Source organism: Streptomyces sp. NPDC058092, assembly GCF_042884935.1.
Classification (GTDB): Bacteria; Actinomycetota; Actinomycetes; order Streptomycetales; family Streptomycetaceae; genus Streptomyces.
In genome coordinates this window covers 108694-131178 of sequence record NZ_JBHVSY010000006.1, presented here as the reverse complement: position 1 = coordinate 131178, position 22485 = coordinate 108694, and the positions used below count along the sequence as shown (strand labels likewise).

Sequence of the window (22485 nt, the reverse complement as noted above, 5' to 3'; positions counted from 1 at the left end):
CCGGTCTCATGCGAGGCCGGCAAGCGTGAGGAGCAGGGACTTCACCTCGGTGGCCCGGACGGGGCCGGTGAACGCGTGGGGGGTGGAGCACAGGATGAGCGGACCTTCTTCGTCGCTCATGGGGAGGCGGCCGTGGCTGCCGCGAATGGGTGAGGGGTCCAGCGGTACGACCGCCATGCGGTAGCGCATGCCGAGTTTCTTGCGGGCGACCGCCGTGGCCGCCTTGACCCGGACGTACGGGTCCTGGGGGTCCAGGAAGAGTTCGACGGGGTCGTAGCCGGGTTTGCGGTGGATCTCGACGAGCTGTGCGAAGTCGGGCGCGTGGGCGTCGTCGAGCCAGTAGTAGTACGTGAACCAGGCATCGGGGTCGGCGACGGCGACGAGTTCGCCGGAGCGGGGGTGGTCCAGGCCGTTGGCCTTCTTGCCCTCGTCGTCGAGGAGCTCCTCGATGCCCGGCAGGTCCTGGAGGGCTTCGCGGGTCGCTTCCAGGTCCTCGGGGCGGCGTACGTAGACGTGGGCGAGCTGGTGGTCGGCGACGGCGAAGGCGCGGGAGGCCATCGGGTCGAGGTACTCCATGCCGTCCTGGGTGTGGACCTCCAGGAGGCCCGCGCGGCGCAGGGCCCGGTTGATGTCGACGGGCCGGTCGACGCGGGTGATCCCGTACTCGGAGAGGGCGACGACGGTGCGGCCCCCACGTCGGGCGTCGTCCAGGAGGGGTGCCACGGCCCGGTCGAGATCGGCGGCGGCGCGGTAGGAGCGGGGGTCGTCGGGGCCGTAGCGCTGCAGGTCGTAGTCGAGATGCGGGAGGTAGCACAGGGCCAGGTCGGGGTGGCGGGTGTCGAGGATGTGCCGGGTCGCGTCGATGATCCACTGGGAGGAGACGAGGTCGGCGCCGGGGCCCCAGAAGTGGAAGAGGGGGAAGGTGCCGAGCTTTTCGGTGAGTTCGTCGTGCAGGGCGGGCGGCCGGGTGTAGCAGTCGGGTTCCTTGCGGCCGTCGGCGTAGTAGACGGGGCGCGGGGTGACGGTGATGTCGGTGTCGGCGCCCATCGCGTACCACCAGCAGATGTTGGCGACGGTGTAACCGGGGTGGGCGCGGCGGGCGGCGTCCCAGAGTTTGTCCCCGGCGACCAGACCGTTGTGCTGGCGCCAGAGCAGGATGTCGCCGAGCTCGCGGAAGTACCAGCCGTTGGCGACGATGCCGTGCTCGGCGGGGGTGGTGCCAGTGAGGAACGTGGACTGGGCGGCGCAGGTGACGGCGGGGAGGACGGTGCCGAGGGGGGCGTGGGTGCCGGACTGCCCCAGGGCCTTGAGGTGGGGCATGTGGTCGAGGAGTTGTGGGGTGAGGCCGACGACGTCGAGAACGAGAAGGGGGGTGGGCGCGGTGGCCGTGGTCGTCTGCTCGGCGGGGTGCTCGGCTGCGGTCACGGGAGCTCCTTGAGCCCGAGGTCGACCAGGAGGTCGCGGGCGAGGGTGAGTTCGGCGGCGATGCCGTCGGCGAGCTGGGTGCGGGTGCGCGGGCGCAGTGCGGCCGGTAACGCCTGCCAGGTGTACGTCTCGACCTCCAGGTGCCGGGTGAGGGGCCGTGCGCCGCCGACGAGCCGGGTCAGCGTGGACCGGAGGACGGGAAGAGTGGAGGTGAGCGGCGGTGATGGGGGTGCGTGCAGGGGGACGTGGAAGTGGGCGCGCCACGGGGCGCCGTCGGGCAGGACCCGGCCGCTGAGCGCCGCGGCGAGGTCGTCGGTGCCGCGCAGTCCGGCGGCGGTGCTGGTGCGGGTCTGATGGAGGAAGCGGGGCTCGGCGAAGGCGGCGAGCGCGGCGCGTACCTCGGGGAGGTGGGGGTGTTCCGCGTGCAGTGCGGCGGAGAGCTGTGCCTTGGCGACCGGGATGCCCGCTGTGCGGAGCGCGTCGATAGCGGCGCCGGGGTCCTCGAAGGAGGTTGCCAGGTGGCAGGTGTCGATGCAGATGCCGATGCGTGGGTGTCCGACGGCGGTGAGGGGTGCGATGGCGTCGGCGGTGGTCTCGACGGTGCAGCCCGGCTCGGGTTCGAGACCGATGCGGATGGACTTCCCGGTGAGCTCGGCCAGCGCGTCGAGGCGTTCCGCGAGGGTGGTGAGCGCGGTGTGTGCGAGACCGGCGGCTTCGGCGTCCGTATCGAAGGGGGTGCGCCAGGCTATGGGGAGGGTGGAGATGGTTCCTTCGGTGACGTCGTCGGGGAGCAGGCCGGCGAGGAGCCGGGCGAGGTCGGTGGTGTGGGCGAGCCGTTCGGGGTCGGTCCAGTCCGGTTTGTACACCCGGTACTTGACCTCGTCGGCGCCGAAGCCCTCGTACGGGAAGCCGTTGAGGGTGACGACCTCCAGGCCGCGCCGGTCCAGTTCGGCGCGCAGGGAGCGCAGTCGGGAGGGATCGTTGATCAGGCTGCGGGCGGCGTCCCTGGCGAGCCAGAGGCCGATGCCTAGCCTGTCCCGGCCCAGGCGTTTGCGGACCGGTTCGCAGTGGTCGCGCAGTTGGGCGCGGACCCCGTCGAGCGTCTCGGCGGGGTGCACGTTGGTGCAGTACGCGAGGTGGACGGTGGAACCGTCGGGGTGACGGAAGCGCATCGCCTCACTCCCCGCCACGCAGGATGGAGTTGCCCTCGTGGAGTGGTTGCGGTGCGGCGATGTCGAGCTGGAGGCGGCCGCTCTGGCCGTAGAAGGCGACGGGGTTGCGCCAGAGCACCTGGTCGACGTCGTCCTCACCGAATCCGGCGGCGAGCATCGCGTCGCCGACCTTGCGGGTCTTGAGCGGGTCGCTCCTGCCCCAGTCGGCGGCCGAGTTGACCAGGACCTTCTCGGTGCCGTGGCTCTTGAGGATCGCGATCATGCGGTCCTCGTCCATCTTGGTGTCGGGGTAGATGGAGAAGCCGGCCCAGCAGCCGCTGTCAGTGGCGTCCTTTACGGTCGTCTCATTGAGGTGATCGAGCAGGACCCGCTCCGGGGGGAGATGGGATTCGCGGATGACGTCGAGGGTGCGGTGCAGACCGGCGAGCTTGTCGCGGTGCGGGGTGTGTACGAGAGCGGGCAGGCCGTGGTCGGCGGCGAGCTGGAGCTGGGCGGCCAGGGCGGTGTCCTCCGCCGGGGTCATGGAGTCGTAGCCGATCTCGCCGACGGCGACGACGGAGTCCTTGACGAGATAGCGGGGCAGGGCGTCCAGGACGGGGGTGCAGCGCGGGTCGTTCGCCTCTTTGGGGTTGAGGGCGAGCGTGCAGTGGTGGGCTATGCCGTACTGGGCGGCGCGGAAGGGCTCCCAGCCGAGCAGGGCGTCGAAGTAGTCGAAGAAGCTGGCGGGCGAGGTGCGGGGCTGGCCGAGCCAGAAGGAGGGTTCCACGAGGGCGCGGACGCCCGCGTCGTACATCGCCTGGTAGTCGTCCGTGGTGCGGGAGGTCATATGGATGTGAGGGTCGAAGATGCGCATCAGGACTCCTCCGTGGGGGCCGCGGGGCCGGGGGTGGTGAGGTCGAGGACGCGGGTGAGATCAGCGGGGACGCTGCGGCCCGCGGCAATACGTTCGGCCGCGAAGTCGCCGAGCATGCGGGCGAGTTCCGCGTCGCCGCGCGAGCGCCGCGCCAGTTGGTCGACGGCCTCGACGGGGACACCGGTGAAGAGGCATTTGAGAATGGCGTGGCGCCAGTTGTGCACATCGAGGTGGGCGGCGGCATACGGTCCGACGGCCGCGGCGACCAGCCGGGTGTCGTTGGTGCGCAGGGCGTCCTCGACGAGCGGAAGGGCGGTGGGGCCGAGGTCCAGCCGGTGCAGAGTGAGCAGGACGGCGCGTCGTTCGGCGGCGGTGCCCTGCTCGTAGAGCCTGGTGAGGGCAGGCAGTGCGGCGCGGGCCTCGATGAGCAGCAGGGCGCGTACGGAGTCGGCGTGTTCGAGTCCGCAGTGCCGGCCGGCGCCCGCGTACCGCAGCTCCCACGACGGTACGGCGTACGGGCCGCCGGGCCGCTGTTCGGTGTCTTCGTGCGAGGCGGCGTGTCCGGCCTCGGCGAGGGCCTCGTCGAGCCAGGCGCGCGCGGCTCCGCCGAGCCGGGCGTCGAGTTCCTTGCGGGTCAGCAGCGGCGTGGTCGTCGGGTTCATCGGCATGGCGTCGTCGCTCCCTTCGCGGTTTCAGCGTCCTGACGGGCCGTGCTTGCGGAGGAACTCGATGGAGGTGCGGGCGAGTTCGGGTCCGGCGTGGGAGTGACGGGGCAGCTCGACGACGGTCAGACCGCGGTAGCCGGTGTCCGAGAGGGCGTCGAGCGCTTCGAGCACGGGCGGGAAGTCGATATCGCCGTCGCCGAACGGGAGGTGTTCGTGGACGCCCCTGCGCATGTCCTCGATCTGGACGTGCCGCAGCCAGGGCGCGGCGTCGCGGACGCAGTCGGCGGGCGGGGCGGGCTCCAGGCATTGGCAGTGGCCGATGTCGAGGGTGAGTCCGAGCGGTGGTGGGTCGCCGCTGAGGACGCGCAGGTGGTGGAAGCCGGCGAGATCGGCGAGGAGGTGTCCGGGCTCGGGTTCGATGGCCAGGGGGATACCGGAGCGGTCGGCGGCGTCCAGGACGGGGGCGAGGGAGTCCGTGAGCCGCTGCCAGGCCGTGTCGGGGGTGGTGTCCGGTGGGGTGATGCCGCTGAAGCAGTGCACGGCGTGGGCGCCGAGGTCGGCGGCGATGCCGACGGCTCGGACGAGCAGCCGGGTGCGGGCGGCTCGGGCCTCGGGGTCCGGGTCGAGGAGGGACGGGCCGTGCTTGCGGCGGGGGTCGAGGATGTACCGGGCCCCGGTCTCGACGGTGACACCGAGGCCCAGCTCCTGGAGCCTGGACGCCACCCGGCGGGTGCGGGCGTAGAGGTCCTGGGCGAGGGGGTCGAGGTGCATGTGGTCGAGAGTCAGGCCGACCCCGTCGTAGCCGAGGTCGGCGAGGAGGCCGAGGGCGTCGTCCAGGCGGAGGTCGGTGAGACCGTTGGTGCCGTAGCCGAGGCGGATCGTCATGTGAGGCTCACCTTCCGGGCGAGGGTGCGGGCGAGCGGGACGAGCCCCATGACGGCGAACCCGGTTCCGGCTGCTCCGGCGCGGGTGGCCAGGGCGGCCTGGAGCGGGATCATCGCGCGGATGCCGCCGCCGACGGCGCGCTGGGTGAGCGGCGGGGACGGGTTGAGGGCGGCGTGGAGGAGGGGCCCGGCGGCGGTGCGGAAGTAGCTGCCGGTGAGCGCGGTCAGGAGAAGGCGGGGGGTGGTGGAGGCCGGGGTGGCCCAGGGCCGGTGCGAGAGGTGCGCCGTCCGCGTCCGGCCGTGTCCCGCGTGCCGGGGCGTTTCCTCGGGCCTCCCCGGTTCCGCGAGCGCGCCCCCGGGCTTGCGCAGGGCCGCGGCGCCCAGTGCGGTGACGGCTGCGAGCGCGGCGAGGGGGGCGGTGGTGGATCCGCCCTGCGCCTCGTGCCGGGAGACGGCGGTGACGGCGTAGGTGTGCGCGCCGAGCAGTCCGGCGGCCGGGAGGGCGCTGCGTATGCCGCCGCGCGCAGCCGCACCAGGGGCCGGTCCCGGACCCCACCGCGTCGGTCTCTTCGCGGCCCCCGTGGCTGTGGCCCCGAGCAGGAGATCCAGTCCTCGCGCCGCTGCCATTGCCGCCGGTCCCGCCGGGGTGTGTTTGAGGCGGAGGTCGTAGGCCCAGACCGTCGCCGCCAGTCCCGCGGCGACCGCGAGGGCCGGGCGGCCGGCCCGGGCGGCGAGGCCCAGGCCCGCGGCCGTCAGCGCGCCCGCCGCCGCGAGGGCCGCGCCGGGGGCGATCCGTCCCGAGGGGATCGGCCGGTGCGGGCGGTCGACGGCGTCCTCGTCGCGGTCGGCCCAGTCGTTGAGGGCCATCCCCGCCTCGTACAGGCAGAGCGAGGCGCCGATGGCGAGCGCGGTGCCCCGGTCGGGGCGCCGGCCCCTCGCCGCCGCTCCGGCGAGTGCGTCGCCGGGGACGGTGAACAGCGCCGACACCCGCAGCAGTTCCGCCCAGTCCCGTACCGTCACTTCTCCCCCCGCAGCGTGTCGGCGAAGGCCAGCAGCTCCCCGTACTGCTCGAAGAGTGCGGCCGGGCCGCCGTCCGGGTCCTTGAAGTAGAAGCCGAGCTGGGGCAAGGGGCCGGTCAGTCCCTTCTCGTGGGCGCGGGCGACCAGTCTCGCCAGGTCCAGGACCAGGGGTGCGGCCAGTGCGGAGTCGCACCCCTGCCAGGTGGTCTGGAGCACCATGCGCGCCCCGAGGAATCCGTCGAACGCGATGTGGTCCCACGCCGTCTTCCAGTCGCCGAGGGCCGGTACGTCGTCGATGTGGACCTCGCCCTCGGGCGCCGTTCCCAGCGTGTCGGCGAGGACGCGTTCCTTGCCCGCGTTCTTGGCCGCGGCCGCGCCCGGGTCGGCCAGCGCCGCTCCGTCCCCGCCGCCCAGCAGGTTGGTGCCCGACCAGGCCCGTACGGGCAGGGCGCGTTGCACGAACATCGGGGCGAGTACGGAGCGGAGCAGCGTCTGGCCGGTCTTGCCGTCGCGGCCCGCGTGAGGAAGTCCGCAGCCCGCGACGGCGTCCTGGAGCGCGGGGGTGCGCAGCCCGGTGGAGGGGGTGAAGTTGATGTACGGGCAGCCGGCCCGGAGCGCTGCCGCGGCATAGAGCGAGCTGGCGGCCAGCCGCGGGCCGCCGGGGACGGGGACGGGTTCCGTGGAGGCGACGTTGACCACGACCGTCCTGGTCAGGCCGTTGCGGTGCCCGAAGTCGACGAGATCGGCGGCGAAGGCGGTGATGAGTTCCTCGTCGCTGCGGGTGTCGCCGGGCAGCGGCCCGCCGGGCCGTATCTCCGCGTCGGCGGCGGCGAGTTCGGAGCGCACGGCCCGGGGCAGTCCGTGCGGCAGCACTCCCCCGGCGGCCAGGGCCTCGGCCCGTTTGGGCAGGGGACAGCCGACGGTGTCGTGTCCGCCGAAGACCAGGGAGGTCAGGGTGGGCAGCCCGCTGTCGGCGAACGGCGTGGTCTCGGTGACCATGCCGGCCGCCGGGTGGAGCCCTGCCGCGACCGCCGCGCACCCCGCTGTGGCGGTGGTGGCGACGGAACCGCGTGCTCCGATGAACCAGACTCCGGTACGAACGGCGGATGCTGACACGGGCTGCCTCCCTGGCTGGGGGTGCTGGCTGGGCAGAGCGAGTGGCGCTGTGCGACGGGGGAGCAGGATCGAAGAGGGAACCGGATCGAAGGCGGAACAGGACCGTGGGCGGAACAGGACCGAAGAGGGAACAGGAACGACGAGGGAACACGACCGACGAGGTGGGACGGCCGGGTGGTGACGGCGGGCGGGGAGGTTTTCCCTTCCCCGCCCGCCGTCGGCCGGGGGGACCGCCCTACGCCGAGGGCAGTTCCTTCAGTTGGATGTTGCGGAAGGACACATGGTCATTGGCACCGTGGTTCTGGATGCCGATGTAGCCGTCCTTCAGGCTCCGTACCGGATCGGTGTTGGTGAAGTCGTTGATCTTCACTCCGTTGAGGAAGACCTGGAGACGTTCGCCCTGGACCTTGATCTCGTAGCTGTTCCACTGGCCGGGCGGCCGCAGGGCCTCGTCGCGGGCCTTGATGTCCGCCGCCTTGAAGGTGTAGATCGAACCCGTGGTGCGGTCGGGAGCGTCGGTGGCGTCGATCTGGACCTCGTAGCCGTTGTTCACCGCGGACCAGGGGTCGTCGGACTCCGGGAAGCCGACGAAGACACCGGAGTTGTCGTCGCCCTGCATCTTCCAGTCGAGCTTGAGCGAGTACGACCCGAGCTCCTTGGCCTGGTAGGTGAGCAGACCCATGCCGCCCACGGAGCGCAGTTCACCGTCGACGATGTCGAACTTTCCGGGGCCGGCCTGCTTCCACCCTGCGAGGGTCTTGCCGTTGAAGATCGACCGGTAGCCGGTGTCGGGTTTGCAGTCGGCCTTCACCTGACCGGCCGCGTACCGCATGCCGCCGAGGAGGAGCCCCCGGAAGGCCGGTTCGGTGTACGACTCCTTGGTGTGGCCGAGGCCGGTGTAGAAGGAGCGGCCGCCCTGGTAGGCCTGGCACCAGGTGATCGGGTGGTCGCCCTTCATGGTGCCGCCGGTGTAGGTCGTCTCGTCGAGTGTGGCGAGGACCTTGGCCTGACCGCGCGGGTTGGTGCGGTAGTTGTACCACTCGTCGGTGCGGTTCCACTCGTCGTCGAGGTGGGCGGTGGCCGGGTGCTTGTGGTCCTCGACGCGGACGGTGGCGGGCTGGATGGCGGGGTGCGAGGAGAAGTACGCCCCGACGAGTCCGCCGTAGAACGGCCAGTCGTACTCCGTGTCCGCCGCCGCGTGGACGCCCATGTAGCCGCCACCGGTGGCCACGTAGTTCTCGAATGCCTTCTGCTGGTCGGCGTTGAGCACATCACCGGTCGTCGACAGGAAGACGACGGCGTCGTACCGCGCCAGGTTGCCCGTGGTGAACTGGCGGGCCTCCTCCGTCGCGTCGACGGTGATGTCGCTGCCCTTGCCGAGTTCCTTCAGCGCGGCGATGCCGTCGGGAATCGCGTCGTGGCGGAAGCCGGCCGTCTTCGAGAAGACCAGGACCCGCTTGGCGGCCTTGCCGGCGGTGCTGCGGCTGAGCTCGAAGTCGTCGACGTCGTACAGCGCCCCGTCGCCTCCCTTGAAGACGAGGAAGAGCTCGGTGGCCTTCTTGGGGACGTTGCGCAAGGTCACGTCGACCTGCTGGAAGGTCTCCCAGCCGCCGGTCACCGGTACCGGGGTCGAGCCCAGGAGCGTACCGGTCGCCGAGCCTGCCCGTACCTCCAGGAATCCTCCGCTTCCACCGGACGAGATGCGGGCGGTGAGCTTGTTGGAGTCGCCCAGGATGTACGGCTTGAAGGAGATCCAGTCGCCGTTGTGGATGTCGCCGACGGTCTTGCCGCCGTTGGCGGTCGCCTTGTCGTAGACCTTGATCCCGGACGAGGCACTGAAGTGCTCGGCCTGGCGGTGCCTCGGCTGGAGCTGGGCCTGGTCGTGACCGGACAGGGACGCCTGGCCGCCGCCTCCGCCGTCCGTGTAGGAGGCGTCGATGACCCCGAAGATGTTGGCGTTCGGGTCGTGCCCGCCGTCGACGGCGGTCTTGATCGTGCCGGAGCACCCGTTGACGGTGGTGATCGGGTGGCCGTGGCTGTCGTGGCCGAGGACGAAGCGGACCTCGACCTTGGAGCAGTCGATCGTGCCGTCCTCGGGATCGGTGACGGTCACCTTGAACGGGACGTCGTCCCCGAAGGTGAACAGCTGCCCGTCACCGGGGAGTTTCAGTTCCACCTTCGGTGCCGTGTTGCCGACCGTGACATGGACACTCGCGGAGGCGGTCCGGCCGGTCGGGTCCTTGGCGGTGACGGTCGCCGTGTAGGTGCCGTTCTTCTTGTACGTGTACGTGGGGTTGGCCGCCGTCGAGGTGCCGCCGTCACCGAAGTCCCAGGCGTACGTCAGCGGGTCGCCGTCCGGGTCGACGGTGCCCTGCGAGGAGAAGCTCACCTTGAGCGGCGTCGTGCCCGAGGTCTTGTCGGACGACGCGACGGCGTTGGGCGAGCGGCCGCCGGTGGCGTTCTCGATGCGGTAGAGGGCGGAGTTCGCGTCGCCGCCGAACCAGCTGGTGCCGTAGTCGAGGACGTACAGCGCCCCGTCGGGTCCGAAGGCCATGTCCATCACCTGGGTCCCGGTCCACGGAACGGGGTTGATGGACTGGACGGTGCCGTTGGCGTCGTGCTTGATGGCCTTGATCCAGCGCCGGCCGAACTCTCCGGCGAAGAACTGCCCGTCGTAGGCCTCGGGGAACTTCACGGGCGAGTCGAGGTCGGCGTCGTAGTGGTAGACGGGGCCGCCCATCGGCGACTCGGAACCGGTGCCGAACTCGGGCACGGATCCGCCGTCGTAGGGAATCCAGGCGGGCTGGGCGGGCGGCAGGTCCACGAGGCCGGTGTTGTGCGGCGAGGTGTTCTTCGGGGCGTTGCAGTCGAAGGACGCGCCGGACGTCTTCGTCGCGAAGTCGTAGTCGACGTAGGCGTCGTTCTTACCGGTGCAGAACGGCCAGCCGAAGTTGCCCGGCTCGGTCACCCGGGCGAACTCGACCTGGCCCGCCGGACCGCGCTTGGGGTCGGCCGCGCCCGCGTCGGGCCCGTAGTCGCCGACGTAGAGGATGCCGGTGGCCTTGTCGACGGAGAACCGGAACGGGTTGCGGAAGCCCATCGCGTAGATCTCGGGGCGGGTCTTGTCCGTACCCGGTGCGAAGAGGTTCCCGTCGGGGATGGTGTACGAGCCGTCCTCGGCGACCTTGATCCGGAGAATCTTGCCGCGCAGGTCGTTGGTGTTGCCGGAGCTGCGCCTGGCGTCGAACGCCGGGTTGCGGTCGGGGCGCTCGTCGATCGGTGTGTAACCGTCGGAGGCGAACGGGTTGGAGTCGTCGCCGGTCGACAGATACAGGTTGCCCTGGGCGTCGAAGTCGATGTCGCCGCCGACGTGGCAGCAGATGCCGCGCGAGGTCGGGATGTCGAGGATCTTCTTCTCGCTGGCGTTGTCGAGGGTGCCGTCGGCCTTCAGGACGAAGCGCGAGAGGCGGTTCACCCCGTCGAACTTGGCGAAGTCGGCGGCCGTGCCGTTCTCGGGGGCGTCTCCGGAGGGGGTGTCCAGCGGGGGCGCGTAGTAGAGGTAGATGGCCCGGTTCTTGCTGAAGTCGGGGTCGATGGCGACGCCCTGGAGGCCCTCTTCGTCATGCGAGTACACGGGGACGGATCCCACGACCCGGGTGTTTCCGCCGCTGTCGGTGAGGCGCAGCTCGCCGGTGCGCGAGGTGTGCAGCACGCTGCGGTCGGGGAGGACGGCGAGGGTCATGGGCTCGCCGGTCTCGGCCGCGCCCTTGGCGAGGGTGACCTGCTGGAATTCCTCGGCCGCGGCGTCGGCGGCGGCCGGCGACGACGGTCCTTCCACGGCCGCTCCGGGCGAGGCGCCGAGGGTGAGGGTGGCCGCGGTGAGCAGGCCGCCGGTGAGCAGTGCGAGGGATGTACGGACGCGGAGCCGGGTTCTGCTCCTGTATCTGGCTATGTGCACGAGTGTCCTCCGGAGAGTGCCGGTGGTACGGGCGGGTGCTGCCGTGCCGTTCTGCGCGGGGACTGCCGCGCAGGTCGTTCGGGGCCTGTGGGGCGCCCGCGACCCGAGTTATGTCATGTACGCGTAGTGGACGGTAGACCTGTTCGTCCTGGACGGAAAGCCCTTACGCAGCGGTCTTGTTGAACTTTTTCCTGGGTCAGGACAAAGCGGGGTGAGGGCAGGGGCGAGTACGGGATGGCGGCGGGCTCTGTCCCCCACCCCGCTCCGCCCGCCCCTTCCCGGACCGGGGCCGGGGGCAACACCCCCGGGAAGGCCCCGTCAGTCGCCACCCCCGAACGCCGCGTCGAACGATGCCGACGGCGGTTCGAAGTCGTATCGCTTCAGCGTGGCAAGCGCTTCCGGCGCACCTGCCAGCCGGTCCATCCCAGCGTCCTCCCACTCGACGGAGACCGGCCCCTCGTACCCGATGGACCGGAGCATCCGGAAGACGTCCTCCCACGGCACGTCACCGTGCCCGGCGGAGACGAAGTCCCAGCCGCGCCGCGGGTCGCCCCACGGCAGATGGGAGCCGAGGCGGCCATTGCGGCCGTCCAGGCGCTTGCGCGCCTCCTTGCAGTCCACGTGGTAGATGCGGTCCCGGAAGTCGTACAGGAAGTTGACCGGGTCGAGGTCCTGCCAGACGAAGTGGCTGGGGTCGAAGTTCAGCCCGAACGCGGCCCGGTGGCCGACGGCCTCCAGTGCGCGGTGCGTGGTCCAGTAGTCGTACGCGATCTCGCTGGGGTGCACCTCATGGGCGAACCGCACGCCCTCCGCGTCGAAGACGTCCAGGATCGGGTTCCAGCGCTCGGCGAAGTCCTCGTACCCCCGCTCGATCATGTGCGGCGGGACGGGCGGGAACATCGCGACGAGGTGCCAGATCGAGGAGCCGGTGAAGCCGATGACCGTACGCACTCCGAAGGCGGCGGCCGCGCGGGCGGTGTTCTTGATCTCCTCGGCGGCTCGGCGGCGTACCCCTTCGGGTTCACCGTCGCCCCAGATCCGCGCCGGGAGAATCCCCCGGTGCCGTTCGTCGATCGGGCTGTCGCAGACGGCCTGGCCGACGAGGTGGTTGGAGATCGCCCAGCACTTCAGCCCGTACTTGTCGAGCAGCTGCCGCCGGCCGTCCAGGTAGCCGGGGTCCGTCAGGGCCTTGTCGACCTCGAAGTGATCTCCCCAGCAGGCGAGTTCGAGCCCGTCGTAGCCGAAGTCCCGGGCATGCCGGCAGACCTCCTCCAAGGGCAGGTCGGCCCACTGGCCGGTGAAGAGTGTGAAGGGACGGGGCATGAGCGGGACCTCCTAGAGAGCCACGGGGGTGTGTACGGAGTTCTTCTCGGCGCTCTCCTCCACCGCCGCGAGCACCCGCTGCACCTGCAGCCCGTCGGCGAACGACGGTGTGGGGGCGCTCCCTTCGGCGATCGTCCGCACCACATCACGGGCCTGGTGGGTGAAGGTGTGCTCGTAGCCGAGGGCATGGCCCGGGGGCCACCACGCCTCCAGGTAGGGGTGCTGGGGCTCGGTGACGAGGATGCGCCGGAACCCTGCAGTGGTGGCGGGTTCGGTGTGGTCGTGGAAGGACAGCTCGTTGAGCCGTTCGAGATCGAAGGCGAGCGAGCCGAGCTGCCCGTTGATCTCCAGCCGCAGCGCGTTCTTCCGGCCGGCCGCCATCCGGGTCGTCTCGAACGAGGCCAGCGCCCCGGAGGCGAGCCGGCCGGTGAACAGGGCCGCGTCGTCGACGGTCACCGCCCCACGCGCCGCCGAGTCCGCGTCGCCGGAGAGCCCGGCGGACGGACCGGCGAGCAGCGGCCGTTCGCGTACGAACGTCTCACGGACCGCCGACACCCCGACCAGCTTCTCCCCCGCCAGATACTGAGCCAGGTCGACGATGTGCGCCCCCAGGTCGCCCAGCGCTCCCGAGCCGGCGTGTTCCCGCTTCAGCCGCCAGGTGAGCGGCGATTCGGGGTCGACGAGCCAGTCCTGGAGGTAGGTGGCACGGACATGCCGCAGGGCGCCGATCCGACCCTCGGCGATCAGCTTCCGGGCGTACGTGATCGCGGGCACCTTGCGGTAGTTGAAGCCCACCAGCGCGACCTGGCCTCGCTCCGCCGCGCGCTCCGCGGCCTCGGTCATGGCCTCTGCCTCGGCGACCGTGTTGGCGAGCGGCTTCTCGCACAGCACGTGCTTGCCCGCCTCCAGGGCGGCGATGGCGATCTCGGCGTGGCTGTCGCCGGGGGTGCAGATGTCGACGAGCTGCACATCGTCCCGGGCGATGAGGGCCCGCCAGTCGGTCTCCGCCGCCGCCCAGCCGTGGCGGGCCGCCGCCGCGTCGACGGCCGCACGGTCACGTCCGCAGATCGCGGCGAGAGCCGGTCGCATCGGCAGCTCGAAGACGTGTCCCGCGGTGCGCCACCCCTGCGAGTGGGCGGCGCCCATGAACGCGTATCCGACCATGCCGACTCCGAGCGTCGGCGCGGTCGTCGCCGGCCGATGCGTGGACACGCTCGTCGCCGGCCGATGCGTCGGCGGACCTGCGGCCTCCTGATCCGTCTCTTCCCTACGGGCCATCCGGGCTTCCTCCTCGTCGGTCGTTCGATGGGTGCGGCAGGAGGGTCAGCACCCTCCTGCGGGGCGGCTCAGCTGAAGCCCGTCGGCAGGTACTGGTCGATGTTCTCCTTGGTGACCACGGCCGAGTAGAGAGTGAGATTGGTCGGGATCTCCATTTCGGCCAGGCCCCCGACGCCCTTGCCCTGGGCGAGGGCACGGGCCAGGTCGATGGCGGACGCGGCCATCGTCGGCGGGTAGAGAACGGTGGCCTTCAGCACGCTGTTGTCGGCCTTGATGGCGTCCATCGCGGACTTGGCCCCGGCGCCGCCGACCATCAGGAACTCGTCGCGGCCCGCCTGCTCGATGGCGCGCAGCGCGCCCACACCCTGGTCGTCGTCGTGATTCCACAGAGCGTCGAACTTCTTCTGCGCCTGGAGGAGTTGGGCCATCTTCGCCTGACCCGACTCGACGGTGAACTCGGCGGCCTGACGGGCCACCAGTTTGATGTCGGGGTAGTTCTTCAACGCGTCGGCGAAGCCCTGACTGCGCTGCTTGGTGAGCTCCAGATTGTCGATGCCGGCCAGCTCGACGACCTTGGCTCCCGCCTTGTCCTTGAGCTGCTCACCGATGTACGTACCGGCGTTGAGACCCATGCCGTAGTTGTCGCCGCCGACCCAGCAGCGGTAGGCCTGCGGGGAGGCGAAGATCCGGTCCAGGTTGATGACGGGGATGCCCGCCCGCATGGCCTCCAGGCCGACCTGGGTGAGTGCCTTGCCGTCGGCGGGGAGGATGACGAGGACGTCGACCTTCTTGTTGATGAGGGTCTTGACCTGGCCGATCTGGGCGGCGGTGTCGTTGGAGCCCTCGGTGATCTCCAGCGTCACCTCGGAATACTTCGCTGCCCGCGACTTGGCGTTCTCGTTGATGGCGTTGAGCCAGCCGTGGTCGGCCTGCGGACCCGCGAAGCCGATGGTGACGGGCTTTCCGGGCTTGTCGTCGGCGGCGGGCTGATTGCTCTGCGCGGTCTCCGACTTCTTGGGCTCATTGCTGGTGCAGGCGGTGAGGACGGCGCCCGCGGAGACGGCTGCGGTGCCGAAGAGCAGTCGTCTGCGGCTGGTTTCTGGCATGGCTGTCAAACCCTTCATCCGGTGCGTGACATGTCACACCGGTGCGTGACATGTCACATGTGGTGAACGGAGCGGTGGGCGGAGCGGAGAAGCAACGCGGTGGGGTCAGGTCTCCCCGTGCGCCGATGTACGGCGCTGGACCAGGACGGCGGCGACGATGATCGCGCCCTTGGCGATCTGCTGGACATCGCTCTGCAGATTGTTGAGCGCGAAGATGTTGGTGATGGTGGTGAAGACGAGGACGCCGAGTACGGAGCCGACGATGGTGCCGCGTCCGCCGCTGAGCAGGGTGCCGCCGATGATCGCGGCGGCGATGGCGTCGAGCTCGTACAGATTGCCGTTGGTGTTCTGCCCCGAACCGGACAGGACGATCAGCATGAAGGCCGCGATGCCGCAGCACAGCCCGGAGAGCAGATAGAGGTAGAGCCGCTGCCGTCGCACGTCGATGCCGGCCAGCCTGGCCGCCTCCGCGTTGCCGCCGACCGCGACCGTACGCCGCCCGAAGGTCGTGCGGTTCAGCACCAGCCAGCCGATGACGGTCACCGCGGCGAACATCATGACCAGGGGCGGGATGCCGAGGACGTACGAGTCGGGCAGGCCCAGGTCGAGGACCGACTTGACGGTGACCATCTGGGTCTTGCCGTCGGTGATCTGGAGGGCGAGCCCGCGGGCCGAGGCGAGCATGGCCAGCGTCGCGATGAACGGCACCATCCGCCCGTACGCGATGAGCAGTCCGTTCACCAGCCCGGCACCGAGTCCGACGATCGCGGCGGTGAACAGGATTCCCGCGAAGCCGTATTCCTGGGTGGCGACCGTGGTCGCCCATACGGAGGCCAGCGCGACCATCGCGCCTACCGACAGGTCGATGCCGCCGCTGGTGATGACGAAGGTCATCCCGACGGTGACGACTCCGATGACGGACGACTGGGTCAGGATCAGCTGAAGGTTCCCGGTGTCCAGAAAGGCATCGGGCTCGGTGAATCCGCCGACGACGATCAGTGCGGCGAGGACGCCGAGCAGCGAGAGGTTACGCACGTCCACGCGCAGGCCGAAGGCGCGCGAAGGTCCGTCCTGCTTCCTGGGTCCGGCGGCCGGGGCGGGGACGGCCCCCTTGTCCGGCCCGCCCTGCTGCGCCGAGGAGACGGGCTGCGTCATGACGTCGGGCTCCCTTCTATCACTAGGTCGAGTACGCGGTGCTCGTCGAGCTCCCGGGCATCCGCCGTGTGCACGACGCGGCCCTCGCGGAGCACCAGCACCCGGTCGGCGAGGCCGAGCACCTCGGGCACCTCGCTGGAGACGAGCAGGACGGCGAGGCCTTCGTCGGCCAGCCGGCGGATCACGGCGTAGAGCTCGGCGCGGGCGCCGACGTCGACACCGCGGGTCGGTTCGTCGAGCAGCAGGACCCGGCAGCCGCGCAGCAGCCAGCGGGCCAGGACGGCCTTCTGCTGGTTGCCGCCGGACAGCGTGCGGACCGGGGTGTCCGGGTTGTCGGGGCGCAGGGAGAGCTCGCGGGTGGCGGTGCGGGCGGCCCGGCGTTCGGCCCCGCGGTCGAGCCAGCCGGCCCGGGAGAAGCGGGACATCGAGGAGACGGAGACGTTACGGGTGACGGATTCGAGCATCAGCAGGGCCTGTGCCTTGCGTTCCTCGGGGGCGAGCCCGATCCCGGCGGCGACGGCGGCGCGGACGCTGCCGGGCCGAAGCTGCTTCCCTGCCACGGTGACGCGTCCGGCGCTCGGCCTGCGGGCGCCGTAGATGGTCTCCAGGATCTCGGAGCGTCCCGAACCGACGAGTCCGGCCAGGCCGACGATCTCTCCGGGCCGGAGCTCCAGGTCCACCGGGGCGAATTCGCCCTTCCTGGTCAGCCCTTCGACCTTCAGTACCGGTTCTGCGACGGCCGCCCCCGCGCTGTCCGTGGTGCGCGGCGGGAAGACGTGTTCGACGTTGCGGCCGGTCATCATGGCCACGATGTCGCGCGTCGGTGTGGACTTGGCGGGCAGCCCCACGGCGACGGCGCGGCCGTCCTTGAGCACGGTCACCCGGTCGCCGATGCGGCGGATCTCCTCCAGGCGGTGCGAGATGTAGACGACGGCGACCCCGTCGGCGGTGAGAGCGGCAACGATACGGAAGAGGTTGTCGACCTCGTCGGGATCGAGCGCGGCGGACGGCTCGTCCATCACGATGAGCCGTACGTCGTGGGAGAGTGCCCGCGCCATGGAGACGATCTGCTGCTGTGCGGCGGACAGTTCTCCGACCGCCCGGCCCGGGTCGATCTCCGGGTGGCCGAGACGCTTCAGCAGCGCGGCGGCCGTCGTACGGCCCTCGCGGGTGCGGACGATGAAGCGGGCGGTGGTGGGTTCATGGCCGAGGAAGACGTTCTCGGCGACCGACAGGCCCTCGACCAGGTCGAGTTCCTGGTAGATGGTGGCGATGCCGAGCCGCATCGCGGCGATGGGAGACTTGAGCGCGACCGGTTCGCCGCGCCAGGTGATCTCGCCACCGTCGGGCTGGTGGGCCCCGGCGAGCACCTTGATGAGGGTGGACTTGCCGGCGCCGTTCTGCCCGAGGAGACAGTGGACTTCGCCGGCCTGTACCTCCAGGTCCACGCCGTCGAGGGCGCGTACTCCGGGGAACGACTTGGTGATGCCGCCCATGGTGAGCAGGGGTGGTTCTGGTGCCATGACAAATCCCCTCGGCGAGTGGGGTCTCCCCTGCTCGAGCGCAGCCGAGAGCTTGGGGAAGGCCGGTGAGCGGGCAGGGCTGTACCAGGTGCGGTGGTGCGGGGTGTTTCCGATGTTCGGGTATTTGCTTGTGTTCTGGTATTTCCGGTGTTCTGGTATTTCCGGTGTTCTGGTATTTCCGGTGTTCTGGTATTTCCGGTGCTTACAGTGCTTCCGGCCCTATGTACTGGTGCGGGCCCATGTGCTGCCGGCCCCCGGGGGTCAGGCCGGTGAGAACAGGTGGTCGCTGATGAGCCGGGCGGCGCCGATCACTCCGGCGGCCGGTCCCAACTCGCCGAGCACGATGGGGAGATTGCCGGTGGCCAGCGGCAGCGACTGCCGGTAGACCTGGGTCCGGACGCTGGCGAGGAGCGTGTGCCCGAGGCCGGTCACACCGCCGCCGATCACCACCAGTCCGGGGTTGAAGAAGCTGACGAGTCCCGCGATGACCTGGCCCACCCGGTTGCCGCCTTCGCGGATCAGGTCGAGCGAGGTGGCATCGCCGGCGGCCGCGGCGGCGGCCACATCGGCGGCGGTGAGCCTCCCGGCCGCCTCCAGCCGGCCCGCGAGCTCCGGCGACTGCCCGGCACGCGCCGCGTCCTCGGCGTCGCGGGCGAGCGCGGCACCGCTGAAGTGGGCTTCCAGACAACCCCGGTTGCCGCAGGCGCAGGCGCGCCCTTCGGGTTCGACCTGGATGTGGCCGATGTCTCCGGCGCTGCCCGTCGTACCGCGGTGGACCTCGCCGCCGACGACGATGCCGCAGCCGATGCCCGTGCCGATCTTGACGCAGAGGAAGTCACCCACGGAGCGCGCAACGCCCGCGTGCTGCTCCCCCATCGCCATCAGGTTCACATCGTTGTCGACCATGACGGGGCAGCCCAGTTCCTGGCTGAGCGCCTCGCGGACCGGGAAGCCGTCCCAGCCGGGCATGATCGGCGGTGCGACCGGCACGCCTTCGGGGAAGCGAACCGGTCCCGGTACGCCGATGCCCGCGCCGTCGAAGCCTTCGGCGAGCCCGGAGGCCCGGAGCTTGGCCGCCATGGCCAGCACCTGCTCGAAGATGGCGACCGGCCCTTCGCGTACGTCCATGGGGTGGTTGAGGTGACCCAGGACCTCCAACTCTGCGTTGGTGACGGCCACATCGACGGATGTGGCACCGATGTCGACGCCGAGAAAGCGCAGTTGCGGAGCCAGCCGGATGTTGTGCGAGCGACGCCCTCCGCGGGATGCGGCGAGTCCGTCGGCCACGACAAGTCCGGTCTCCAGCAGCCTGTCGACCTCGACGGCGAGCTTGGAGCGGGAGAGATCGACCTGATCCCCCAGCTGTGCCCGTGAGTTGGGCCCGCCGTCGCGCAACAGCCGGAGCAGTCGCGCCTGATGCGCATTCGCGGGTCGTGCCGTCATACGTCTCACGCGCCCCTCCCCGCCACATCGGCCTGTCCGTCGGGCTTTCGAGGGGAACGTAGCAGCGGTTGCCGGGAGTGGGAAGAAGTTGCGCAGAAATCCACTACAACTTTCTCCACACCGAGGACAAAGCCACTCGGCCGGGTCGTGGCCCGGCCACCGGCGCGGGTGACGTTCGGGGCGTGTACCGGGGCGGGTCGGGCCGGAAGTCAGCGGCGTCGGAACGGGCCGTCCAGGGCTGCCCATTGGAGCAGCATGATGGTCTTGGCGTCGGCGATGGCCCCGCCGCGGACCATCGAGAGAGCCTCCTCGAAGGGGAGTTCCACGGTCTCGATGTCCTCGCCCTCGGCCGCGATCCCGTGCACGCCGGCAGTGTCTGCCGTCGAACGGTAGGGGGCGGCGAAGAAGTGCAGGCGTTCGGTGACCGAGCCGGGGCTCATGTAGACGTCGAAGACGCGCTCGGGAGTGCCGACGAGGTGTCCGGTCTCCTCGGCCGCTTCCCTGCGGATGGCTTCCTCGGGGCTGTCTCCGTCGAGCAGCCCGGCGGCGGTCTCGATCAGCATCCCGTCGTGGTGCCCGTTGACGTAGGCGGGCAGCCGGAACTGACGGGTCAGCAGAACGGTACGGCGACCGGGGTGGTAGAGCAGAATCGTGGCTCCGTCGCCCCGGTCGTAGGTCTCGCGCTGTTCCCGGCTCCAATGGCCGTCGCTGTGCTGATAGTCGAAGGTCGTCCTGCGCAGGACGTACCAGTCGCAGGACAGCACCTCCACGTCACTGATGCGCACTCGCGGATTGCCGGTCAGGTCGCGGCCGTGCCGGTCCAGACCGGTGCGTCCGCGGCGGTCGGGAGTGTCCAGGCCTGCGGTCATGATGTGCGCTCCTCGCGGTGGATCCGCTTCTCAGGCCAGGACGGTGTGGACGCCCGCATCACGCAGGGCGGACAGCGTCAGCGGGCCATTGGGGTGGGTGGCGGCGTCCTGTGCCGCACTGTCGGTGACGAACACGTCCACCGCACCCACGGCGGCGACCTGACTGAACGCGCGCACCCCGAGTTTGGTCGCGTCGGCAACGGCGATGGTCCGGTCCGATTGCGCGAGCGCGGCCTGCTTGACGGCCGCGTCGTCCAGCGAGAACTCCGACCAGCCGTACTCGGCGTGCACACCGCCGATGGACAGTACGAAGCAGTCGAAGGCCAGCGCCTCGATGGTGCGCAGGGCCAGCGGGCCGACCAGCGACTGCTCACCGGGGCGGGACCGGCCGCCGACGATCAGCAGCTCGATCCCGGGCCGGTCCGCCAGGCGGACCGCGGCCTGAAGACTGACCACCGCCACCGTCAGGGGCGCCCGTTCGGCCAGGTGCTCGGCGACGTGCACGGTGGTGGTGCCCGCATCGAGAAGCACCCGCGATCCCGGCTCCACCATCGCGGCCACGGCCGCACCGAGCCGGTCCTTCGTCGCGGCCTGCCACGGCTCACGGGCGGAGAAGCCCGCGCCCTCCTCCCGTGCACGCGTAGCGACCGCGCCACCGTGCACCCTGCGCACCAGCCCCTGCCGCTCCAGTGCGTCGAGATCCCGGCGGACGGTCATTTCGGAGACCCCCAGGCGATGAGAGAGCTCCGACACGGAAACCCGGTCGGAGCCCTGCACCAATCGCAGGGTCAGGTCCAGACGATTGGCGACACCCATGACTCATTTCTAACACATCAATGTTCGATTGAACATGATCTTGTGAGAAAACCGAACGGTGCCAGGCCAGGAACCAGGACGGCGCGGAACGCAGAAAAGGGCCGGGGCTCAGAGCCCAGACCCTTCCCTCACGACGCCGTTCGACCTGTCCGGCCGCTCGCTAGCTCTCTTCGCGCCGGCGGTACGTCGTGCGTGTGTGTTCCGTGTGCGCCCGCATGATCTCCGTGGCCCGCTGTTCGTCGCGCGAGGCGATCGCCGCGATGAGCGAGCGGTGCTCGATCCAGGACCGGGTGCCGCGTCGGCGGACCACCGGGGTGTAGTACCAGCGGACCCTGCGGTCCACCTGCCCGGCGAGCTCGGAGAGGACGACATTGCCCGCCAGCTCCATGACCTTGGCGTGGAAGGCCGCATTGGTGGCGACCGCCAGGTCCACGTCGTCGTCGGCGACCGCCTGCTCGCCCTTGGCGCAGAGCTCCTCCAGGGCGGCGATGCCCGCGGTGCCGGAGTTGGCCGCGGCAAGGCGGGCGGCCTCGGCTTCCAGCAGGGTGCGGACCGAGAGCAGCTGGTCCGCCTCGTCCTCCGTGGGCTCATGCACGAACGCGCCCTGGGCGGGCCGGAGATCGACCCAGCCTTCGGTGTTCAGCCGCTGCAACGCCTCCCGCACCGGCTGCCTGGACACCCCGAGATAGCCGGCCAGTTCGCTCTCGACCAGGTGCTGGCCGGGACGGAGCACACGCGTCGTTATGAGTTCGAGCAGCGCCTCGTACACGCGCTCGCGTAGCGGACGGGGCCGTTCCAGCTTCGGCACAGCCCCTTGCGGCAGTCCTGCGGACAACGTCGCGGTCCCCCTCCGGGCGACGAGCAATTGCTTATTGTCTACAGCCTACCGAGCACAACGCCCCTCAGGGGCAGCGGATCACCTGACCCGCGTACGAGAGATTCCCGCCGAAGCCGAAGAGCAGCACCGGCGCGCCGCTGTGGACCTCGCCGCGTTCCACCAGCTTGGACAGGGCCATCGGGATGGAGGCCGCGGACGTATTGCCGGAATCCACGACATCCCGGGCGATGACCGCGTTCACCGCGCCGATCTTCCTGGCGACGGGTTCGATGATCCGCAGATTGGCCTGATGCAGCACGACCGCAGCCAGATCCTCGGGGGCGACACCGGCCTTTTCGCACACCTTGCGGGCGATGGGCGGCAGCTGCGTGGTGGCCCAGCGGTACACGGACTGCCCTTCCTGCGCGAAACGCGGGGGCGTCCCCTCGATCCGCACCGCGTTGCCCATCTCCGGCACCGAACCCCACAGGACGGGGCCGATCCCGGGCCGGTCCCCGCTGTCCGGGTCCGCGACGACGACCGCCGCGCCGGCCCCGTCACCGAGCAGGACGCAGGTGCTGCGGTCGGTCCAGTCCGCGATGTCCGCCATCTTGTCGGCGCCGATGACGAGGACGCGCTCGGCCGCGCCCGCCCGGATCGCGTGGTCGGCGGTGGCGAGGGCATGGGTGAATCCGGAGCAGACCACATTGATGTCCATGACCGCGGGCGAGCCCATGCCGAGCCGGGCGGCGACCCGCGCGGACATGCTCGGCGAGCGGTCGATCGCGGTGGAGGTGGCGACCAGCACCAGATCGACCTCGGCGGGCCGCAGCCCCGCCGCGGCGAGCGCCTTGCCCCCTGCGTGCGCGGCCATCTCGTCCACCGGCTCGTCAGGGCCTCCGACGTGGCGGGTCTTGATGCCGACGCGGCTGGTGATCCACTCGTCGCTGGTGTCGACCATGGCCGCCAGATCGTCATTGGTGAGCACCTTGGCGGGCTGATAGTGGCCGAGCGCCACGACACGTGAGCCGGTCATGTACGGGATCCCCTCGCTACGTATGGC

Annotated in this window: 18 protein-coding genes; all 18 read right to left on the bottom strand. The window is 70.6% G+C overall.

Features of this window, described 5'->3' with window-relative positions; genetic code table 11:
- Window positions 1-6 precede the first annotated feature (6 nt).
- The gene (locus ACFVV1_RS12490) at window positions 7-1425 is read right to left on the bottom strand and encodes an alkaline phosphatase family protein (RefSeq protein WP_389988630.1); all 1419 of its coding nucleotides are present in this window, start codon (window positions 1423-1425) and stop codon (window positions 7-9) included.
- Window positions 1422-2597, bottom strand: a complete 1176-nt coding sequence (gene eboE, locus ACFVV1_RS12485; protein ID WP_389988627.1) for a metabolite traffic protein EboE — start codon at window positions 2595-2597, stop codon at window positions 1422-1424. The genes ACFVV1_RS12490 and eboE overlap by 4 nt, the downstream gene beginning before the upstream one ends.
- 4 nt (window positions 2598-2601) lie before the next feature.
- Window positions 2602-3450 (bottom strand): TatD family hydrolase, encoded by an 849-nt coding sequence (locus ACFVV1_RS12480; protein ID WP_389988624.1) that lies wholly within the window; start codon window positions 3448-3450, stop codon window positions 2602-2604.
- Window positions 3450-4118: an EboA domain-containing protein gene (locus ACFVV1_RS12475; RefSeq protein WP_389988621.1), complete on the bottom strand. Its 669-nt coding sequence runs from the start codon at window positions 4116-4118 to the stop codon at window positions 3450-3452. The genes ACFVV1_RS12480 and ACFVV1_RS12475 overlap by 1 nt, the downstream gene beginning before the upstream one ends.
- A gap of 24 nt (window positions 4119-4142) precedes the next feature.
- Window positions 4143-5000, bottom strand: a complete 858-nt coding sequence (locus ACFVV1_RS12470) for a sugar phosphate isomerase/epimerase family protein (protein ID WP_389988618.1) — start codon at window positions 4998-5000, stop codon at window positions 4143-4145.
- Complete coding sequence (locus ACFVV1_RS12465) at window positions 4997-6019, bottom strand: SCO3242 family prenyltransferase (protein ID WP_389988615.1); 1023 nt, start codon at window positions 6017-6019, stop codon at window positions 4997-4999. Before ACFVV1_RS12465 ends, ACFVV1_RS12470 begins: the two co-directional genes overlap by 4 nt.
- Window positions 6016-7134 (bottom strand): inositol-3-phosphate synthase, encoded by a 1119-nt coding sequence (locus tag ACFVV1_RS12460; protein ID WP_389988612.1) that lies wholly within the window; start codon window positions 7132-7134, stop codon window positions 6016-6018. The genes ACFVV1_RS12465 and ACFVV1_RS12460 overlap by 4 nt, the downstream gene beginning before the upstream one ends.
- A gap of 235 nt (window positions 7135-7369) precedes the next feature.
- Complete coding sequence (locus ACFVV1_RS12455; protein WP_389988609.1) at window positions 7370-11092, bottom strand: ThuA domain-containing protein; 3723 nt, start codon at window positions 11090-11092, stop codon at window positions 7370-7372.
- Window positions 11093-11410: 318 nt separating this feature from the next.
- A complete protein-coding gene (locus ACFVV1_RS12450; RefSeq protein ID WP_389988606.1) occupies window positions 11411-12415 on the bottom strand; it encodes a sugar phosphate isomerase/epimerase family protein in 1005 nt (334 codons plus the stop codon).
- A gap of 12 nt (window positions 12416-12427) precedes the next feature.
- Window positions 12428-13693 carry a Gfo/Idh/MocA family protein gene (locus ACFVV1_RS12445; protein ID WP_389988603.1) on the bottom strand — a complete coding sequence of 422 codons (1266 nt, stop codon included), beginning with the start codon at window positions 13691-13693 and terminating at the stop codon, window positions 12428-12430.
- A gap of 68 nt (window positions 13694-13761) precedes the next feature.
- On the bottom strand, window positions 13762-14799 hold the full coding sequence (locus ACFVV1_RS12440) for a substrate-binding domain-containing protein (protein WP_389988600.1): 1038 nt from the start codon (window positions 14797-14799) through the stop codon (window positions 13762-13764).
- 105 nt (window positions 14800-14904) lie between these two features.
- Entirely contained in the window at window positions 14905-15954 is a 1050-nt protein-coding gene (locus ACFVV1_RS12435; protein WP_389988597.1) for an ABC transporter permease, read from the bottom strand.
- Window positions 15951-17477 carry a sugar ABC transporter ATP-binding protein gene (locus tag ACFVV1_RS12430; RefSeq protein ID WP_389988593.1) on the bottom strand — a complete coding sequence of 509 codons (1527 nt, stop codon included), beginning with the start codon at window positions 17475-17477 and terminating at the stop codon, window positions 15951-15953. The genes ACFVV1_RS12435 and ACFVV1_RS12430 overlap by 4 nt, the downstream gene beginning before the upstream one ends.
- 261 nt (window positions 17478-17738) lie before the next feature.
- A complete protein-coding gene (locus ACFVV1_RS12425) occupies window positions 17739-18920 on the bottom strand; it encodes an ROK family protein (RefSeq protein WP_389988590.1) in 1182 nt (393 codons plus the stop codon).
- Window positions 18921-19129: 209 nt separating this feature from the next.
- Window positions 19130-19789, bottom strand: coding sequence for an NUDIX domain-containing protein (locus tag ACFVV1_RS12420; protein ID WP_389988587.1), 660 nt, complete (start codon window positions 19787-19789; stop codon window positions 19130-19132).
- 30 nt (window positions 19790-19819) lie between these two features.
- On the bottom strand, window positions 19820-20605 hold the full coding sequence (locus ACFVV1_RS12415; RefSeq protein WP_389988584.1) for a DeoR/GlpR family DNA-binding transcription regulator: 786 nt from the start codon (window positions 20603-20605) through the stop codon (window positions 19820-19822).
- A gap of 160 nt (window positions 20606-20765) precedes the next feature.
- Entirely contained in the window at window positions 20766-21413 is a 648-nt protein-coding gene (locus ACFVV1_RS12410; RefSeq protein WP_389988581.1) for a GntR family transcriptional regulator, read from the bottom strand.
- A gap of 94 nt (window positions 21414-21507) precedes the next feature.
- A complete protein-coding gene (locus ACFVV1_RS12405) occupies window positions 21508-22458 on the bottom strand; it encodes a beta-ketoacyl-ACP synthase III (RefSeq protein WP_389988578.1) in 951 nt (316 codons plus the stop codon).
- Window positions 22459-22485: the final 27 nt, after the last annotated feature.